The sequence below is a fragment of the Methylobacterium sp. 22177 genome (assembly GCF_052045615.1).
GTDB lineage: Bacteria > Pseudomonadota > Alphaproteobacteria > Rhizobiales > Beijerinckiaceae > Methylobacterium > Methylobacterium radiotolerans.
Genome location: NZ_JBQEPK010000040.1, coordinates 1 through 17,316, shown reverse-complemented (window position 1 = coordinate 17,316; position 17,316 = coordinate 1). Strand labels below are relative to the sequence as shown.

General features: G+C 69.1%; 17 protein-coding genes. 5 read left to right on the top strand and 12 right to left on the bottom strand.

Translation table 11 applies throughout. The annotated features are described in order from the left end of the window. Window positions 1–79 precede the first annotated feature (79 nt). Window positions 80–1,552: an MFS transporter gene (locus ACTJK8_RS25865; protein ID WP_063111746.1), complete on the bottom strand. Its 1,473-nt coding sequence runs from the start codon at window positions 1,550–1,552 to the stop codon at window positions 80–82. Between the two features lie 160 nt (window positions 1,553–1,712). Here ACTJK8_RS25865 and ACTJK8_RS25860 point away from each other — a divergent pair, with 160 nt between their 5' ends. Next, window positions 1,713–2,000, top strand: a complete 288-nt coding sequence (locus tag ACTJK8_RS25860; RefSeq protein ID WP_245297717.1) for a hypothetical protein — start codon at window positions 1,713–1,715, stop codon at window positions 1,998–2,000. Between the two features lie 104 nt (window positions 2,001–2,104). Then, window positions 2,105–3,046 (top strand): 2-hydroxyacid dehydrogenase, encoded by a 942-nt coding sequence (locus tag ACTJK8_RS25855; protein ID WP_029358055.1) that lies wholly within the window; start codon window positions 2,105–2,107, stop codon window positions 3,044–3,046. Window positions 3,047–3,056: 10 nt separating this feature from the next. Here ACTJK8_RS25855 and ACTJK8_RS25850 read toward each other — a convergent pair whose 3' ends face one another. After that, a complete protein-coding gene (locus ACTJK8_RS25850; protein WP_440762745.1) occupies window positions 3,057–3,950 on the bottom strand; it encodes a LysR substrate-binding domain-containing protein in 894 nt (297 codons plus the stop codon). Between the two features lie 111 nt (window positions 3,951–4,061). Between ACTJK8_RS25850 and ACTJK8_RS25845 the strand changes: the two genes are divergently transcribed. The 3 genes from ACTJK8_RS25845 to ACTJK8_RS25835 all read left to right on the top strand — a co-directional run bounded on the left by ACTJK8_RS25845 (window position 4,062) and on the right by ACTJK8_RS25835 (window position 7,786). Next, window positions 4,062–4,814 (top strand): SDR family NAD(P)-dependent oxidoreductase, encoded by a 753-nt coding sequence (locus ACTJK8_RS25845; RefSeq protein WP_440762744.1) that lies wholly within the window; start codon window positions 4,062–4,064, stop codon window positions 4,812–4,814. 134 nt (window positions 4,815–4,948) lie between these two features. Beyond that, window positions 4,949–6,910, top strand: a complete 1,962-nt coding sequence (locus ACTJK8_RS25840) for a cytochrome C oxidase Cbb3 (protein ID WP_440762743.1) — start codon at window positions 4,949–4,951, stop codon at window positions 6,908–6,910. Window positions 6,911–6,937: 27 nt separating this feature from the next. Further along, window positions 6,938–7,786 (top strand): oxidoreductase, encoded by an 849-nt coding sequence (locus ACTJK8_RS25835; RefSeq protein WP_440762742.1) that lies wholly within the window; start codon window positions 6,938–6,940, stop codon window positions 7,784–7,786. A gap of 102 nt (window positions 7,787–7,888) precedes the next feature. On the opposite strand, the gene ACTJK8_RS25830 is transcribed toward ACTJK8_RS25835, so the two are convergent. From ACTJK8_RS25830 to ACTJK8_RS25785, 10 genes are all read right to left on the bottom strand, one after another. Next, on the bottom strand, window positions 7,889–8,458 hold the full coding sequence (locus ACTJK8_RS25830) for a ClpP family protease (protein WP_024828051.1): 570 nt from the start codon (window positions 8,456–8,458) through the stop codon (window positions 7,889–7,891). Window positions 8,459–8,515: 57 nt separating this feature from the next. Beyond that, window positions 8,516–9,571 carry an aliphatic amidase gene (locus ACTJK8_RS25825; RefSeq protein WP_440762741.1) on the bottom strand — a complete coding sequence of 352 codons (1,056 nt, stop codon included), beginning with the start codon at window positions 9,569–9,571 and terminating at the stop codon, window positions 8,516–8,518. A gap of 46 nt (window positions 9,572–9,617) precedes the next feature. Next, the gene (locus ACTJK8_RS25820) at window positions 9,618–9,935 is read right to left on the bottom strand and encodes an FmdB family zinc ribbon protein (RefSeq protein ID WP_012322393.1); all 318 of its coding nucleotides are present in this window, start codon (window positions 9,933–9,935) and stop codon (window positions 9,618–9,620) included. Between the two features lie 174 nt (window positions 9,936–10,109). Further along, window positions 10,110–11,339, bottom strand: coding sequence for a formamidase (gene fmdA / locus ACTJK8_RS25815; RefSeq protein ID WP_012322394.1), 1,230 nt, complete (start codon window positions 11,337–11,339; stop codon window positions 10,110–10,112). Between the two features lie 63 nt (window positions 11,340–11,402). Next, window positions 11,403–12,422 (bottom strand): alpha/beta fold hydrolase, encoded by a 1,020-nt coding sequence (locus ACTJK8_RS25810; protein ID WP_440762740.1) that lies wholly within the window; start codon window positions 12,420–12,422, stop codon window positions 11,403–11,405. Window positions 12,423–12,431: 9 nt separating this feature from the next. Beyond that, entirely contained in the window at window positions 12,432–13,196 is a 765-nt protein-coding gene (gene urtE / locus ACTJK8_RS25805; protein ID WP_440762739.1) for an urea ABC transporter ATP-binding subunit UrtE, read from the bottom strand. Window positions 13,197–13,198: 2 nt separating this feature from the next. Then, window positions 13,199–13,984 carry an urea ABC transporter ATP-binding protein UrtD gene (urtD, locus tag ACTJK8_RS25800; RefSeq protein ID WP_012322397.1) on the bottom strand — a complete coding sequence of 262 codons (786 nt, stop codon included), beginning with the start codon at window positions 13,982–13,984 and terminating at the stop codon, window positions 13,199–13,201. Window positions 13,985–13,991: 7 nt separating this feature from the next. Further along, window positions 13,992–15,164, bottom strand: a complete 1,173-nt coding sequence (gene urtC / locus ACTJK8_RS25795; RefSeq protein WP_440762738.1) for an urea ABC transporter permease subunit UrtC — start codon at window positions 15,162–15,164, stop codon at window positions 13,992–13,994. Window positions 15,165–15,177: 13 nt separating this feature from the next. Then, window positions 15,178–16,104 (bottom strand): urea ABC transporter permease subunit UrtB, encoded by a 927-nt coding sequence (urtB, locus tag ACTJK8_RS25790; protein WP_012322399.1) that lies wholly within the window; start codon window positions 16,102–16,104, stop codon window positions 15,178–15,180. 219 nt (window positions 16,105–16,323) lie between these two features. Continuing rightward, window positions 16,324–17,316 (bottom strand): transporter substrate-binding protein (locus ACTJK8_RS25785; protein ID WP_440762737.1); only part of this gene is annotated, 993 nt, incomplete at its 5' end.

The following is a 17,316-nucleotide window of genomic DNA, read 5'->3' as shown; positions in this document are numbered from 1 at the left end:
GCGACGGCGAGCGCTGTGCGGCGCGAGGCCCGGCGGCCTCGCTCCGCCCGCGCGGACGGCTGTCGCCGCGGGCCTGCCCTCAGGCCGCTGCCAGCGGCTTCGACACCTCCTCCAGGGACTTGCCCTCCGCGGCCGTTCCCCAGATGCCTCCGACCACCGCCGCGATGAGCATCAGCACAGCGCCGAGGCCGTAGCCGAACAGCACCCAGTCGCGCGAGCCGGTCTCGACCAGCGTGCCGAACAGGAGCGGGCCCGAGACGCCGCCGATACCGGTGCCGACCGCGTAGAAGGCCGCGATCGCCAGGGCCCGGATCTCCAGCGGGAAGGTCTCCGAGACCGTGAGATAGGCCGAGCTCGCCGCCGCCGAGGCGAAGAAGAACACCACCATCCAGGCCGCGGTCTGGCCGACCGGCCCGAGCACGTCGAGGCGGAACAGCAGGCCGACACCGGCGAGCAGCAGCGCCGAGATGCCGTACGTGAAGGCGATCATCTTGCGCCGTCCGACCGTGTCGAAGAGCCGCCCGAGGAGCAGCGGGCCGAGGAACGAACCGAGCGCGAAGGGCAGCAGGTACCAGCCGACATGGTTGCCGGGGACCTGGTAAAAGCGCTCCAGCACCAGCGCGTATGTGAAGAACAGGGCGTTGTAGAAGAAGGCCTGCGCGATCATCAGTGCGAGACCGACCATGGTCTCCTTGCGGCTCGTCACGAACAGCGCCTTGAACACCTCGGAGAGCGGGGTGTGGTCGCGGGTGCGGACCTTCATGCGCTTGCTCTCGTCCACCGGCGGCAGGGTCACGCCCTCATCGGTGAAGCGCTTCTCGATGCCGGTGACGACCCGGTCGGCCTCCGCCGCGTAGCCGTGTGTCGCGAGCCAGCGCGGGCTCTCGGGGATCCAGGTGCGCAGCAGCAGGATCACGAGGCCGATGGCGCCGCCGGTGAAGAAGGCGACGCGCCAGCCCCAGGCCGGGTCGATCACCTCGGGCTTCAGGAGCACGATCGACATGAACGAGCCGAGCGCCGCGCCGATCCAGAACGAGCCGTTGATGACGAGGTTGGTCCAGCCGCGGACCCGGGCCGGGACCAGCTCCTGGATGGTCGAGTTGATCGCCGTGTACTCGCCGCCGATCCCCGCGCCCGTGAGGAAGCGGAAGAAGCAGAAGCTCCAGATGTTCCACGACAGGCCGGTGGCGGCCGTGGCGACGAGGTAGAGGGCCAGCGTGATGAAGAACAGCTTCTTCCGGCCGATGCGGTCGGTGAGCCAGCCGAAGCCGATCGCGCCGGTCACGGCGCCCACGAGGTAGCAGGAGGCGGCGAGCCCGACGTCGAACTCCGAGAACGACATCGGCGGCTGGCGCAGCGCGCCCACCAGGGAGCCGGCGAGCGTCACCTCGAGGCCGTCCAGCACCCAGGTGATGCCGAGCGCCACGATCACGAGGACGTGGAAGCGGCCCCAGGGCAGCCGGTCCAGGCGCGCGGAGATGTCGGTGTCGATCACGCGGCCGATCTCCGCGCGCTCCGGCGTCCCGGATCCCCCCTCGACCTTGCTCGCCATGTCCGCGTGTCCTCCCGATTCACCTGTTTAACCGTGCCTGGACAGCGGGCATTTACCGCGACTGTAGGCAGGTGTTGGGAACGGGTTGGAAATCGATTCGGTTCGATTTCGTCTTCACGTGCGCGGCGCAGAACAGGGAGGTCCACGCGGTGCCCCTCCCATGCCTTCAAGTCCCGCCCGTCCCCGCCGATCCTGGCCCCGCTACGCCCTGCTGGCCGCGATGACGCTCGGCGGGCTCGCGACCGCCCCCACCGAGGGCGCAGACCGGCACCTCGAACGGCCCAAGCCCCGCGTCGCGATCCAGGCGGCCGAGCGCTGGCGCCTGCGGCCGACCGAGCCCGTCATGGCGGCGACGACCGGCAGCATCCGCAAGCGGGCGGAGACCGCGATCCCCGAGGATCGGCGCAACGTCCGCCTCGTCTACCCGGCGCTGATCGAGGCGCGCTGACGGAGCCGGCGCCCGACCCATCTCGACGATCCGGATCCCGTCAGGCACAGCGCCTGCTTCGCCCGCGCGTGGACGGGCCGAGCGGTACGGTGCGGAGGATTTAGATGGCGGAGGCGATCGCCCTGGTCGGGTGCAAGGGGCCGGATCAGGAGGCGGAGTACCTGCGGATCCTCTCGGCGGCCATGCCCGAGGAACGCCTGATCCCGTTCCGGTCGATGGACGACGCGGCCCGGGCGGCCGCGCGGGTCGCCGTCGTGGCCAACCCCGATCCGGCCGAGGTCGCGGCGCTGCCGGGCCTCGTCTGGGTGCAGAGCCTGTGGGCCGGGGTCGAGAAGCTCGTCGGCGCCTTCGACCGGCCGCTGCCGATCGTCCGCCTCGTCGACCGCGAGATGGCCCGCACCATGGCCGAGGCCGTGCTGGCCTGGACCTACTATCTCCAGCGCGACATGCCGGCCTATGCCCGCCAGCAGCGCGACCGGGTCTGGCGCCCGCACGCCTACCGCAAGCCGTCCGAGACGACGGTGGGCCTGCTCGGCCTCGGGGCGCTCGGGACCGCGGCGGCGGAGCGGCTCACCGGAGCCGGCTTCCGCGTCGTCGGCTGGAGCCGCAGCCCCAAGGCGGTGCCGGACCTCGAGACGTTCCACGGCGCCGACGGCCTCCCGGCGATGCTCGGCCGGTGCGACATCCTCGTCTGCCTCGTGCCGCTGACGCCGGAGACGCGGGGCCTCGTGAACGCCGAGCGCCTCGCCGCCCTGAAGCCCGGCGCCGCGCTGATCAACTTCGCCCGCGGACCGATCGTCGTCACCGAGGACCTGATCGCCGCCCTGGACAAGGGCCACCTCGCCCACGCCGTGCTCGACGTCTTCGCGGTCGAGCCCCTGCCGGCGGAGTCGCCGCTGTGGTCGCATCCCGGCGTGACGGTGCTGCCGCACGTCTCGGGGCCGACCGACATGGATTCGGCGGCCGCCACGGTGGCGGCCAACCTGCGGGCCTACCGGCGGACCGGCCAGGTGCCGGACGGCGTCGACGCAGCGCGCGGATACTAGGGCGCGTGCCTCACAGCTTCGGGAATGTCGCCGCGAGGTGGTCGATCAGCACCCGCACGGCCGGCGGCAGCCCGCGCCGGGTCGTGAAGACGATGTGCACGATGCCGGGCTGACCCTGCCAGTCCGGGTAGACGGGCACGAGCCGGCCGGCCGCGACGGCATCGGTGCAGGCGTGGTCGGGCAGGAACGCGACCCCGAGGCCGTCGGCCGCCGCGTCGCACAGCGCGGCGAAGTCGCCGCAGGTCAGGCGCGGCTCGTGGCGCAGGGTGACGACCGTGCCGTCACGGTGCTCGAGCCGCCACTCCGCCTCGCCCGGATCGTCGCGGGTGCCGAGCGTCGGGACAGCGCCGAGCGCGGCGATGTCGGGACCGAGGCCGCGCGCCACCTGCGGCGCGGCGACCAGGATCCAGCGCGAGGATCCGAGCGTGCGCATGGTCAGCGACGCGTCGCTCGTCAGGTCTCGCCGCACACGCAGCGCCACGTCGATCCGCTCCTCGATCAGGTCGACGGGCCGGTCGGTCACGACCAGCTGCAGCCTCACCTTCGGGTAGCGGACGAGGAAGCCGCGGACGCGCGCGGCGACGATGTCGGCGAGGCCCGACGGGCAGCTCATGCGGATCCGCCCGTGCGGCTCGGTCTGCGCTTCCGCGACCAGCGCCTCGGCCCGCTCCGCCTCCAGCATCATCGCCCGGCAGCGCTCGTAGAAGCCCTGGCCGACTTCGGTCACGCGGAAGCGCCGGCTCGACCGCTCGATCAGGCGGGCGCCCAGGCGCGCCTCCAGGGCCGCGACGCGGCGGCTCAGCTTCGATTTCGGCTGGTGCAGCGCCCGGCCCGCCGCGGCGAAGCCGCCGTGCGCGACGACCTCGGCGAAGTAGACGTAGTCGTTCAGATCGGCGCGGACCATCGTTCCTCCAGTGGAACGCTGGGTGCCACATTCGCGGGCTACCCGCATCATCGTTCCGGCGGCATCTCTCCGGCCAGCGGCGCATACGGGGCCGCAGCACGGAGAACGACGATGGCTGGCAGGTTTCAGGACAAGGTTGTGGTGGTGACCGGCGGCACCAGCGGCATCGGCCTCGCCACCGCCAAGGCCTTCGTGGCCGAGGGGGCCTCGGTGTTCATCACCGGGCGCCGCCAGGAGACCCTCGACGCGGCGTTGAAGCAGATCGGCGGCCGGATCACCGGTGTGCGCGGCGACATGGCGAACCTCGCCGACATCGACCGCCTGTACGATGCGGTCCAGCAGAGGCACGCGCAGATCGACGTGATCTTCGCCAACGCCGGCGGCGGCACCTTCGCGCCATTGGGCGCGATCACCGAGGCGCACTACCAGAGCATCTTCGACACCAACGTGAAGGGCGTGCTCTTCACCGTCCAGAAGGCGCTGCCGCTGCTGCGGGACGGGGCCGCGATCGTGCTCACCGGCTCGACCGCCGGCAGCTCCGGGACGCCCGGCTTCAGCGTCTACTCGGCCACCAAGGCGGCGGTGCGAAACTTCGCCCGGAACTGGATCCTCGACCTGAAGGACCGGCGCATCCGGGTGAACACGATCAGCCCGGGCGTGACCGAGACCGCCGGGCTCGACGAGCTCTTCGGCGGCGGCGATCAGGCGGCGGCCACCAAGGATTTCCTCGCCGGCCAGATCCCGGCCGGCCGCGTCGGCCGGCCCGAGGAGATCGCCCAGGCGGTGCTGTTCCTCGCCTCGGACGCGGCGAGCTTCGTCAACGGCGTCGAGCTGTTCGCCGATGGCGGGCAGGTCCAGATCTGAGGATCCGGGGCGGCCGGGACGCGACACCCGGTCCCGGCCGCCCCCGTGAACCCTGGCAATGGCCGGCGGTTAAAGGCCCGGCCCTCCGGTCCCGCTTCCTCGCGGGCGGGCGCCGGGAAGGACAATCGGGTCTCATGGGTTGGCCGCGCCGCATCCTCATCACCGCCGGGCTCCTGGCCGTCGCGGCCGGCGCGACGCTGAGCCTCGGCCGCTTCAGCTACGCGCCGATGCCTGACCGCGCGGACCTGCTCAATCCGGACCGATACCCGATCCAGACCGCTTTCGACCTTCTCGGCCGCCGTGTCTCGCGCGCGGAGGCCGACGGGCTCGAAGCCACCGAGGACGGACGGAAGGCGCTCGCGCCGAGGAGCGGCGCGGTCGCGATCGATCCGGCCATGGTCGAGCGTGGACGCCAGGCCTTCTATCAGGAGACGTTCGGCAACGAGGTCTTCCTGACCGACGTCATGGGCATGCTCGACGGCGGCCTCACGCCCGGCGCCGTCGCGCTGGCGGTGGCGAAGCTCGGAGGTCAGGGCACGACCAACCTCCAGGTCGCCATGGCGAAGGACGTGCGCGTCGGCGACCGCGTCTACCGGACGGGCGAGCTGGTCCCGACCGGGCTGGACGTGCCGAAGGGCGGCGCCTTCATCATCGGGATCAAGACCTTCTCCGACCGCGGTCACCTGCGCATGGGGATCACCTGCGCCCTGTGCCACGCCGCAGTCGATCCCGGCACCGGCAAGGTGGTTGAGGGCGCGCCCAACACCGACCTCAATGCCGGGCTGCTGATGGCGCTCGCGAGGAACTCCTCGGCCTACTTCATGCACGCCAGCGTGCCGGAGGCCGATGCCCGACCTTCCGCCGACCCGCAGCATACCGGCTCGACCGACGCGGGGCCGGCGCTGCCGGACGCCGCGGCCGTGGAGGCGGCCACCAAGGTGCAGGTGGCGAGCTGGCCGCCGGGCAGCTTCGACTCGTCCGCCGACCGGGTCACCAATCCGACCTCGATCCCGTCGAGCTTCTCCGCCCACGGCGAGCCCTACAGCTGGAGCGGGCGCGAAGCGATCGGACCCTTCGCGGGCCTGTCCTCGCTCAACAACAACGTCCACGCGGCCAATTCCGACACGACCCAGCTCGCCGCCGCCGCGCCCTGGCTGTTCGGCATGGATCCGGAGACGTATCTCGGCATCGTGCTGCGCGGGGCGGCCACCGAGGCTTTCCGCTACAAGCTGAACGGCGGCCGCAGCCCGTCGGAGGTGCTGCGCAGCGTGGATCCGACCCCGGCCTCGCCGGGCCTGAACAGCTACGCGGTGCTGCCGACCTATCCGGCGACCAACTACGTCACCGACAACGGCCTGTTCACCTCGGTCCCCGGGGAGCCGGTCAACCACGCCAACAACGCCATGTCGGCCTTCCAGAACCTGCTGCACCCGCCGGCCGCCGGGCAGGATCCGGACCGGGTTCGCGCCGGCCGGGCGGTGTTCGAGAAGGCCGGCTGCGGCACCTGCCATTCCGGCCCGGCGCTCACCAACCACCGGGTCGTCCCGGAGGCCGAGATCGGCACAGAGCCGACCCGGGCCCGGGCGGGCGCCAAGATGGAGGCGCGCCTGTCGGCGCCGGCGATGTTCGCCACCGACACGCCGTTCCCAACCCCGGCCGATCCCGTCATCGTCCCGGTTCCGCTCGCGGGCGCGGCGCTCGCGCAGGTGCAGCTCGCCTGGGGGCAGGGGGGCACTGAGGGCGGCTACAAGGTGCCGAACCTCGTCGGCCTCGCCTGGACGGCGCCGTACCTGCACGATTCCGGCGTCGCGGTCGGCCCCGATGCCGAGGGCCAGCTCGGCGTTCCGGGCACGCTGTACAGGGGCGTCGCCCCGGATCCCGCCAACAGCCTGCGCGCCCTGGTCGACCGGGATCTGCGGGCCAAGGTGATCGCCGCGAACGCCGCCTCGGATACGGCGCGGATCGCCCGCGTTACCGGCAAGGGGCACGCCTTCTGGGCGGATGCCGGCTCCGGCGTGACGGCGGAGGAGCAGACGGCGCTGATCGCCTACCTGCTCTCGGTCGATCGCCTGACGGAGCCGGCCGCGACGCCCTGACCCCGCCACCCGAGTTCAGGACATGCCATGACGCAGAACAGCGATCCGGTCTGGTTCATCACCGGCTGCTCCACGGGCTTCGGCCTGGAGCTCGCCCGGCTCATCATCGGGCGCGGCTGGCGGGCGGTGGTGACGGCCCGCGACCGGGCCAAGGTCGCCGACCTCGCGCGGGGCGCCGAGGACCGGGTGCTCGCCCTGTCCCTGGACGTGACCGAGGCCGGTCAGATCCGCGAATCCGTGCGCGCCGCGACGGACACGTTCGGGCGGATCGACGTGCTCGTGAACAATGCCGGCTACGGCTACCAGTCCTCCATCGAGGAGGGCGAGGAGGACAAGGTCCGCGCCCAGTTCGATGCCAACGTCTTCGGCCTGTTCGCGCTGACCCGGGCGGTGCTGCCGGTCATGCGGTCGCAGCGTTCCGGCCACATCCTCAACATCACCTCGGTGGCGGGCTTCGTCGGCTTCCCGGCCTCGGGCTACTACGCGGCTACCAAGCACGCGGTCGAAGGGTTCTCGGATTCGCTCGCCGCCGAAGCCGGCCCCCTCGGAATCCGTGTGACCTGTATCGAGCCGGGGCCGTTCCGCACCGACTGGGCCGGGCGCTCCCTCGTCCAGACGCCGAACGCGATTCCCGACTACGCCGAGACCGTTGGCGCGCGCCTCAAGGCGACCTCGGAAAAGAGCGGCACCCAGGCGGGCGATCCGGTTCGGGCCGGCGAGGCGATGATCCGGGTGACCGAGATGGAGAACCCGCCGCGCCACCTCGTCCTCGGCGCCTGGGGGTACGACGCAGTCACGAGCCGGCTGAAGCAGCGTCTCGCCGAGATCGAGGCATGGCGCGAGACCAGCCTCGAGGCCGATTACCCGCAGCCGTGAAACCCGGCGATCTTCGCGAGCGGAGCGAAGCCGTCGAGCAGCGCCGCGCGCGCCGGTGTCGCGCTGCCCTGGGTTGCTTCACGGCATCCGCAAAGACGCGGCTCAGATGACCGCCTCGATCAGGCCGCGCCGCTTGGCCTCCTCGGCCTCGAGGTACCAGTTGGCCGGCGCCTTCTCGAGCACCTCGTCGAGGGTGACGTCCGAGCCCGCGACGAGGTTGGCAAACCCCTCGTTCTGGATCTCGATCGAGCACAGGATCTCGTTGAGCGTCGCCTTCACGGCGGCGATGCAGGTGGTGAGCGGCCCCTCGACGTGGAGCTGCTTGTTCATCTTGCGCTCGTGGATCATCAGCCGCGTGCCGCAGGTCAGGTAGCGGTTCGGCCGGGCGAAGAAGCTCATGAAGGTCGTGCCGGCCGAGTAGATCGCCGCCTTGCCGAGGAAGACGAACCGCCGGTTCGGGTCCATCGCGGTGTTGAAGCGGATGTCCTCCCCCATCATCCGGGCGACCTCCGGATCGCCCCCGAGCGTCGTGAGCTCGACCACGACGATCTCACGGTCCCCCGCCGCACCGAGCTGGCGCCGGAAGTCCTTGTACATGTCGTAATCGACCGGGCCGGAGAGCAGCACCGCGGGGGCCCGGAAGGCGGTGGGGCCGAGGGGAGTCGTGTCCATGGTTCTCCTGGTCCAAGGTCCGGCCCAGGGCCGCCCCCCGCGGCGCCCAGCCGGCGATCAGCGCGCCGGGTCGGGCGCACCCTGACTCTTGCCCACGAAGGGGATGCCCTCGATCGGGCATTCCTCCGTGCCGACGCTCTGACGGGTAATGGCCCGGACGGCGTCGCGGGTTCCGTCGGGATCCTCGATCCAGCGTCGGTAGAAGTCGTAGGGGCATTCCGACATCCCGTGCCGGTTCTCCTTGGAATTGATCATGCCCGTGTAGCCGCGGTGCAGCAGCTTGAAGAGGTGGTTCTCCGACTGGCCGTGGGCGCGGAAATCCCGGATCAGGAACTTGGAGAGGGCGGCGTACTGAATGCCCATCTCCTCCTCGCCGCATTCGCCGAGCGTGCGGCCGTCGAAGCCGATGATCGCCGAGTGGCCGAAATACGTGTAGACGCCGTCGAAGCCCGCCGCGTTGGCCACCGCCACGTAGGTGTTGTTGGCGAAGGCCATCGCCTTCGAGATGACGACCTGCTGCTCCTTGGCCGGGTACATGTAGCCCTGGCAGCGGATGATCAGCTCGGCGCCCCGCATAGCGCAGTCGCGCCAGATCTCGGGATAATTGCCGTCGTCGCAGATGATCAGGCTGATCTTCAGCCCCTTCGGCCCGTCCGACACGTAGGTGCGGTCGCCCGGATACCAGCCCTCGATCGGGGTCCAGGGCATGATCTTGCGGTACTTCTGAACGATCTCGCCCTGATCGTTCATCAGGATCAGGGTGTTGTAGGGCGCCTTGTGCGGGTGCTCCTCGTGGCGCTCGCCGGTGAGCGAGAACACGCCCCAGACCTTGGCCTCCCGGCAGGCGGCGGCGAAGATCTCGGTCTCCGCGCCCGGGACCGTCGAGGCGGTCTCGTACATCTCGGCGGCGTCGTACATGATGCCGTGGGTCGAGTATTCCGGGAAGATCACGAGGTCGAGGCCGGGCAGGCCGGTCTTCATCCCGACGATCATCTTCCCGATCGCCTTGGCGTTCTCCAGCACCTCCGCGCGGGTGTGGAGGCGCGGCATCTTGTAGTTCACGACGGCGACGCCGACGCTGTCCTGGCTGGACGAGATGTCTCCGTGCATCATGGCGTGAAGTCCTCCTGACCGTGTTCGTCCCTCGGATGCGCGCGGCTCAGTGGCTGATCATCCAGGGCCGCGCCTTCGGGAAGCTCTTGGCGGCGGCCGGGGCGGCGGTCGCTTTCTTGGGTGAGCAGCAGCCGCAGCCGGCTCCGTGACTGCCCGAGCGCTTGGGCGCGTGGCGGCTGCGCTCGTTGGTGGCGTGGGCGGTCCTGAGGCCCGCATCCATGCCGGCGATGCGCGGCGCGGTGAGGAAGGCGCGCTGGCTCGTGCCGCCGCAATCCGGGCAGGCATGCGGCTCGCGGAACTCCGCCATCGGCCGCATCACCGTGAAGGGGCCGCAGGCCTCGCAGGCGTAATCGTAGACGGGCATGGGGTGCTTCCAGAAGGGCTGCCGGGTTAAGCGCGGGTCCCCTCTCCCGTTCGGGAGAGGGACAGGGTGAGGGGCGAGACCTGTCCGGAGAGGTCGCATCCCTCACCCCAACCCTCTCCCGCCCGGGAGAGGGAGCCTGTCGCGTCAGCCGCGACCGGGCGGGGAACCGAAGAATCAAAGATCCGGCGAGAGCGGCATCTGGATCGAGCCGTCGAGGAACTTGGTCGGTCCGTCGGCGCCGGGATTGATGTCGAACTCGAAGATCTTGGTCGGTATCCAGAGTGTCGCGCAGGCATTCGGGATGTCGACGACGCCCGAGATGTGGCCCTGCACCGGCGCCGTGCCGAGGATCGAGTAGGCCTGCGCGCCCGAATAGCCGAACTTCTTGAGATACTCGATCGCGTTCAGGCAGGCCTGCCGGTAGGCAATGTGGACGTCGAGGTAGTGCTGACCGCCGCTCTCGTCGACCGAGATGCCCTCGAAGATCAGGTGATCGTCGTATTTCGGCGTGATCGGCGACGGCTTGAAAATCGGGTTCTTGATCCCGTACTTGGCCATGCCGTCCTTGATCAGCTCGACCTTGAGGTGCACCCAGCCGGCCATCTCGATGGCGCCGCAGAAGGTGATCTCGCCGTCGCCCTGGCTGAAGTGCAGGTCGCCCATGGAGAGGCCGGCGCCGGGGACGTAGACCGGGAAGTAGATCTTCGAGCCGCGCGACAGGTCCTTGATGTCGCAATTGCCGCCGTGCTCGCGCGGCGGGACCGTGCGGGCACCGGTGGCGGCGGCCGCGTCCTTCGCGTCGCCCTTCAGGCGGCCCATATGGGCGGTCGGGCCGAAGGGGAGGGTGGCGAGCGCCGGCACGCGCTCCGGATCGGTGTCGTAGAGCGCCTTCTCGCGGGTGTTCCAGGTCTCCAGCATCTTCGGATCGGGCAGGCAGCCGATCAGGCCGGGATGGATCAGGCCGGGGAAGCGCACGCCCGGGACGTGGCGGGACTTGGTGAACATCCCCTCGAAGTCCCAGATCGACTTCTGGGCCTGCGGGAAGTGCTCGGTCAGGAAGCCGCCGCCGTTCTTCTTGGAGAAGAAGCCGTTGAAGCCCCACTGGCTCTCGGGCTTGGCGCCGATGTCGAGGAGGTCGACCACCAGCAGGTCGCCGGGCTCGGCGCCCTCGACGCCGATCGGGCCCGAGAGGAAGTGCACGATCGACAGGTCGATGTCGCGCACGTCGTCGGCGGAATCGTTGTTCTTGATGAAGCCGCCGGTCCAGTCGTAGGTCTCGACGATGAAGTCCGCGCCCGGCTTCACGTAGGCGACCATCGGGATGTCGGGGTGCCAGCGGTTGTGCACCATGTCGTTGTCGTAGGCCGATTGCGTGAGATCGACCTTGATCAGCGTCTCGGGCATCTCGTGTCTCCAGCTCCCTGACTCAACCGGGGCAGGCCCCGTCCGCGCGCCGCTGCGCGTCTCTCACCCGCTCGCGAGCAGCTCTCTCAGCGCGTCGTCGAGGACCTTGATGTCGTCCGGGCTGGTGCCGGGCCCGCCCGCGAAGTGGCCCCACCACGTGTCGATCACGCGCAGCTCCGCATTCGGCATGGCGGCCGCCTCGATGGCGTTGTCCTCGGGCGGAAAATACAGGTCGGTCGAGGCGGGCATCAGGATTGCCTTGGCGCGGATGGCGCCGAGCGCGGCCTTGAAGTCGCCCTTGAAGGTGTCGTTGGCGCTGATGTCGCCGTGCTGCCACGTCCACAGCATGGCGAGCAGGTTGTTGGCGTCGCGCTCGTAGAACAGGCCTTCCCAGAACCCGATCAGGAAATCCTCCAGCGAGGCGTAGCCCATGTGGGTGATGTCGGCCTCGAGCCGGTAGAAGGTCTGCGACAGGCCCCAGCCGGCGTAGACCCGGCCGAAGGCGCGCAGGCCCCGCGTCGGCGGGCTCGCGTACCAGCCCTCCGCCCAGGCGGCGTCGGCCTGCAGCGCCGCCTTGGCGCCTTCCAGGAAGACGTAATTGTGCCGGGAGCACTTGGCCGAGCCCTGAAACGGCAGGATCCTCGGCACCATGTCGGGGTACATCGACGCCCAGTGGTAGGTCTGGAGGGCGCCCATCGACCAGCCGGTGACCAGAACCAGCTTCTCGATGCCGAAATGCTCGGTGACGAGGCGGTGCTGGGCGCGGACGTTGTCGTAGGCGGTGACGTTGGGGAAGCGCGGCCCGTTCCAGGGCGCGGGCGTGTTGCTCGGCGAGGACGAGAGCCCGTTGCCGAACATGTTCGGGATGATGATGAAGTACTTCTCCGGGTCGAGCGCCTTGCCCGGGCCGATCAGCCACTCGTTCTCGGTGTGCTGGCCCGAGTACCAGGTCGGGTAGACGATGGCGTTGTCCTTGGCCGGGCTCAGCGTCCCGAAGGTCTTGAACGCGAGCTTGGCCGCGCGCAGCGTCTTGCCGCACTGGAGTACGAAGTCGCCGAGTTCGAAGATCTCGTGGTCGGCCATGCTGTGCCCCTAGACCGACAGGAACCGGGCGACGGCGGCCTCGTCGATCCCGTCGCGCGGGGCCTCGTGGACGATGGACCCGTTCTCCAGCACGATCACCCGGTCGGCGACGTCGAGGGCGAAGCTGAGGACCTGCTCGGACACGACGATGGAGAGGCCGCGCGCGTCGCGGATCGCCTTCAGCGTCCGGCCCATCTCGCGGATGATCGAGGGTTGGATGCCCTCGGTGGGCTCGTCGAGGAGCAGGACCTTCGGCCGGCTCGCCAGCGCCCGGGCGATGGCGAGCTGCTGCTGCTGCCCGCCCGAGAGGTTGCCGCCGCGCCGTCCCTTCATCTCCAGCAGGACCGGAAACATGTCGTAGAGGTCCTGGGGCACCTTGCGGGTGCCGGTGACCGTCAGGCCGGTCTCGATGTTCTCCTGGACCGTCATGGTCGAGAAGATCATGCGGCCCTGCGGCACGTAGGCGAGGCCCTTGGCGACCCGGGCATGGCTCTTGAGCCCGGCGACATCCGCGCCCTCGACCTGGATCGACCCGGCCTTGACCGGCACGAGGCCCATCAGGGTCTTCATCAGCGTGGTCTTGCCCATGCCGTTACGGCCCATCACGGCGACGATCTCGCCGGGCGCCACCGAGAAGGTCAGCCCGTGCAGGACCTCGCTCTGGCCGTAGGCGGCGTGCAGGTCCTCGACGGCGAGCGCCGGCGTGGCGGACGGGATCGTGGCGAGCGGGGGCGCCTGGACGGGGGCCGCGTGCGCGGTCTGGAGCGAGGCCATCGTCAATGTCCCAGATACACTTCGATGACCTTCGGGTCGTTCTTGACCCGCTCCATCGAACCCTCAGACAGCACCTTGCCCTGGTGCAGGACGGTCACCCGGTGGGCGATGTCCTCGACGAACTTCATGTCGTGCTCGATCACCAGCACCGAGCGGCCCTTGATGATCTGGTTGAGCAGCTCGGCGGTCTTGATCCGCTCGCCGACGCTCATGCCAGCCACCGGCTCGTCGAGCATCAGCAGTTCCGGGTCCTGGATCAGCAGCATGCCGATCTCCAGCCACTGTTTCTGGCCGTGGCTCAGGAACTCGGCCCGCTCCCGGAGCTGGTCCTTCAGGAAGATCGTCTCGGCGATGGCGTGGATGCGGTCGCGGACCTCCGCGTCCCGCTTGAACGTGAGGGCGCCGAAGACCGAGCGGCCGCGGGGGAACGAGATCTCCAGGTTCTCGAACACCGTCAGGTCGTCGTAGATCGACGGCGTCTGGAACTTGCGGCCGACGCCGGCCTGCACGATGGCGCTCTCGGAGAGCTTGGTCAGCTCCTGGCCCTTGTACTTGATCGAGCCGGCGCTGGCCCGGGTGCGCCCGCAGATCAGGTCGAGGACCGTGGTCTTGCCGGCGCCGTTCGGCCCGATGATCACCCGGATCTCGTCCGGATCGACGTAGAACGACACGTCGTTCACCGCCTTGAACCCGTCGAACGAGACCGTGAGCGCCTCGACGGCGAGGAGGTAGTCGGGCGGGGCCGCCTCGGCGCCGACCACGGGGGAGGAGAGGATCGCGGCGTTCATCGGAGACTCACTCGGCCGGGGCGCCGTGGGGCGGGACGATGGCGGGCGGCGGGGCGCGCAGGCCCTTCACCCGGCGGGTGAGGCGCGGCTCGATATGCTCGCGCCAGATCCCGGCGAGGCCGTTCGGGAAGGCCAGCACCACCGCGATGAACAGGGCGCCGAGGCCGAACAGCCAGAGATCCGGAAAACTCTCGGAGAAGCTGGTCTTGGCCCAGTTGACGAGCAGCGTGCCCCAGACCGCGCCGAACAGCGACAGGCGCCCGCCGACCGCGGCGTAGATCACCATCTCGATCGAGGGGACGATGCCCACGAAGGAAGGCGACATGAACCCGACCTGGAGGGTGAACATCGCGCCGCCGATGGCCGCCAGTCCGGCGGCGAAGCAGAAGGCGAAGACCTTGAATCCGGCGACCGAGTAGCCCGAGAAGCGGACCCGGTCCTCCTTGTCGCGCATGGCGACGAGGATGCGGCCGAGCTTCGACTTCTTCACGTACTGCGCCGCCAGGATGCAGGCGATCAGCAGGCCGCCGTTGACGAAGTACAGGATGACCTTCGCGTGGTCGGTGCGGATGTCCCAGCCGTGGACGGTGCGCAGGTCGGTGATGCCGTTGATGCCGCCGGTATAGCCCTGCTGGCCGACGATCAGGATCGTCAGGATCGCGGCGATCGCCTGGGTGATGATGGCGAAGTAGGTGCCGCCGACCCGGCGCTTGAACATCGCGAAGGAGATCAGCATCGCGAACAGGACCGGGACGGCGACCGCCAGGATCAGCGTCAGCGGCAGGCTCTTGAACGGCTGCCAGAACCAGGGGAGGGCCGTGATCTGGTTCCAGTCCATGAAGTCCGGGATGCCGGGCGTGGACTGGATCTTCGTGTTCTCGATGCTCGACGCTTCGAGCTTCAAGTACATCGCCATGCAGTAGCCGCCGAGGCCGAAGAACACGCCCTGACCGAGCGACAGGATCCCCGCGTAGCCCCAGCAGATCACCAGCCCGAGGGCGACGAACGCGTAGGTCAGGTACTTGCCGACGAGGTTGAGGCGGAAGCCGTCGAGCACCAGCGGCAGGACGACCAGGATCACCCCGGCGAGCAGGAGCAGGCTCAGCCACTCCACCGGCTTCATGAACGGGTTGTCGTTGACGGTGACGGATTTGGTGAGGGTCTGGACCGGATTCGTCATGGTCGAAAAATCCTCAGCGCCGGACCTTGAGGGTGAAGAGGCCCTGGGGCCTCAGCATCAGGATGCCGACCACCGCGAGCAGGGTGATCACCTTGGCCATCGAGCCGGAGAGGAAGAACTCCAGGGTCGACTGCGTCTGGGAGATCGAGAAGGCCGACGCGATGGTGCCGAGGAGGCTCGCGGCGCCGCCGAACACGACGATCAGGAAGGTGTCGACGATGTAGAGCTGGCCGGAGGTCGGCCCGGTCGACCCGATCATCGTGAACGCGGAGCCCGCGATCCCCGCGATGCCGCAGCCGAGGCCGAAGGTGTAGCGGTCGACCTTCTCGGTATCGATGCCGACGGCCCCCGCCATGGCGCGGTTCGACATGACCGCGCGGACCTGCTGGCCGAAGCGCGAGCGGAAGATCAGCAGCGCGACGCTGACGGTGATCAGGATCGTGACGGCCATGACGAACAGGCCGTTGATCGGGATCTCGATCGTGTCGGTGACCTGCACCGAGCCGATCAGCCAGGACGGCAGCTCGACGCCGACCTCGCGGGCACCGAAGATCGACCGGTAGGCCTGCTGGAGGATCAGCGACAGGCCCCAGGTGGCCAGCAGCGTGTCGAGCGGGCGCTTGTAGAGGAACCGGATCAGGCCCCATTCCACCAGCATTCCGAGCGCCCCGGAGGCGAGGAACGCCAGGCCCATCGCGATGAAGAAGTAGATCGGGAAGAGCGCCGGCAGGTAGGTCTGGAAGAAGGTCGAGCAGAGATAGGTGACGTAGGCGCCGAGGATCATGAACTCCCCGTGGGCCATGTTGATCACGCCCATCTGGCCGAAGATGATCGCGAGGCCGAGCGCCATCAGCAGGTAGACGGAGAACAGGATCAGGCCGGCGAAGCCCTGCATGGCGAAGATCGCGCCGAGGTCGCCGAGGGAGTAGTCGCCGAGCATGGTCCCGTTATCTCCGATCCGAGATGCGCTCCGCCCGCGGCGGAGGCCCGTGATCCCGCTCAGATCACCTCATCCTGAGGTGCCGGAGCGCAGCGGAGGCCTCGGAGGAGGGCTCCAGAACGCGCGCGGGTCCTGGAGGGCTCCTTCGAGGCAGGGCGATCGATGATCGCCCTGCACCTCAGGATGAGGTCGCGAGTTGGAGGCGCGCATACCGCGCGACTACTGGTACCCCTTCGGGAAAGGGTCCGGCTTGATCAGGTCTGGGCTGGTGTAGACGATCTCGAACTGGCCGTCGGGCTTGGCGCGGCCGACCCGGGTCTTCGACCAGAGGTGATGGTTCTCGTCGATCTTCACGTAGCCTTCGGGCGCGCCCTTGAACTCGATCCCGGGCGAGGCCGCCACCACCTTGTCGACGTCGAACGAGCCGGCCTTCTCGCAGGCCATCTTCCACAGGAACGGGCCGAGATAGGCCGCCTGCGTCACGTCGCCGATGACCGTCTTCTCGCCCCACATCTTCTTGAAGGCGGCGACGAACGCCTTGTTGTTCTCGTTCTGGATCGACTCGAAGTACTTCATGCAGGCGTAGGCCCCGGCGATGTTCTCGCCGCCGATGCCGTCGATCTCGTCCTCGGTGACCGAGATCGTCATCAGCACCTGCTTCGACAGGTCGATGCCGGCCGCCTTCAGCTGCTTGTAGAACGCCACGTTCGAGCCGCCGACCACGTCGGCGAAGATCACCTTCGGCTTGGTCAGCTTGATCTTGTTGATGACCGAGTTGAACTGCGTGTGGCCGAGGGGGAAGTACTCCTCGCCGACGACCTTGCCCTTGAGCACGGTCTCGATGTGCCTGCGGGCGATCTTGTTGGAGGTGCGCGGCCAGATGTAGTCGGAACCGATGAAGTAGAAGCTGTCGCCGCCCTTCTCCTTGTGGACCCAGTCGAGGCCGGCGAGGATCTGCTGGGTGGCCTCCTGGCCCGTGTAGAAGACGTTCTTCGACTGCTCCAGGCCCTCGTAGAAGGTCGGGTAGTAGAGGAGGCCGTTGTACTGCTCGAAGACCGGCAGCACCGCCTTGCGCGACGCCGAGGTCCAGCAGCCCATCACGGCGGCGCAGTGGTCGTTGACGAGGAGCTTCTTGGCCTTCTCGGCGAAGGTCGGCCAGTCGGAGGCGCCGTCCTCCTGGATGATCTTGATCTTGCGGCCGAGCACGCCGCC

Bases quoted from the DNA above. Each gene is read 5' to 3' on its own strand.
- ACTJK8_RS25865 (WP_063111746.1), bottom strand. From the start codon at position 1,552: ATGGCGAGCAAGGTCGAGGGGGGATCCGGGACGCCGGAGCGCGCGGAG.
- ACTJK8_RS25860 (WP_245297717.1), top strand. From the start codon at position 1,713: ATGCCTTCAAGTCCCGCCCGTCCCCGCCGATCCTGGCCCCGCTACGCC.
- ACTJK8_RS25855 (WP_029358055.1), top strand. From the start codon at position 2,105: ATGGCGGAGGCGATCGCCCTGGTCGGGTGCAAGGGGCCGGATCAGGAG.
- ACTJK8_RS25850 (WP_440762745.1), bottom strand. From the start codon at position 3,950: ATGGTCCGCGCCGATCTGAACGACTACGTCTACTTCGCCGAGGTCGTC.
- ACTJK8_RS25845 (WP_440762744.1), top strand. From the start codon at position 4,062: ATGGCTGGCAGGTTTCAGGACAAGGTTGTGGTGGTGACCGGCGGCACC.
- ACTJK8_RS25840 (WP_440762743.1), top strand. From the start codon at position 4,949: ATGGGTTGGCCGCGCCGCATCCTCATCACCGCCGGGCTCCTGGCCGTC.
- ACTJK8_RS25835 (WP_440762742.1), top strand. From the start codon at position 6,938: ATGACGCAGAACAGCGATCCGGTCTGGTTCATCACCGGCTGCTCCACG.
- ACTJK8_RS25830 (WP_024828051.1), bottom strand. From the start codon at position 8,458: ATGGACACGACTCCCCTCGGCCCCACCGCCTTCCGGGCCCCCGCGGTG.
- ACTJK8_RS25825 (WP_440762741.1), bottom strand. From the start codon at position 9,571: ATGATGCACGGAGACATCTCGTCCAGCCAGGACAGCGTCGGCGTCGCC.
- ACTJK8_RS25820 (WP_012322393.1), bottom strand. From the start codon at position 9,935: ATGCCCGTCTACGATTACGCCTGCGAGGCCTGCGGCCCCTTCACGGTG.
- fmdA (WP_012322394.1), bottom strand. From the start codon at position 11,339: ATGCCCGAGACGCTGATCAAGGTCGATCTCACGCAATCGGCCTACGAC.
- ACTJK8_RS25810 (WP_440762740.1), bottom strand. From the start codon at position 12,422: ATGGCCGACCACGAGATCTTCGAACTCGGCGACTTCGTACTCCAGTGC.
- urtE (WP_440762739.1), bottom strand. From the start codon at position 13,196: ATGGCCTCGCTCCAGACCGCGCACGCGGCCCCCGTCCAGGCGCCCCCG.
- urtD (WP_012322397.1), bottom strand. From the start codon at position 13,984: ATGAACGCCGCGATCCTCTCCTCCCCCGTGGTCGGCGCCGAGGCGGCC.
- urtC (WP_440762738.1), bottom strand. From the start codon at position 15,164: ATGACGAATCCGGTCCAGACCCTCACCAAATCCGTCACCGTCAACGAC.
- urtB (WP_012322399.1), bottom strand. From the start codon at position 16,104: ATGCTCGGCGACTACTCCCTCGGCGACCTCGGCGCGATCTTCGCCATG.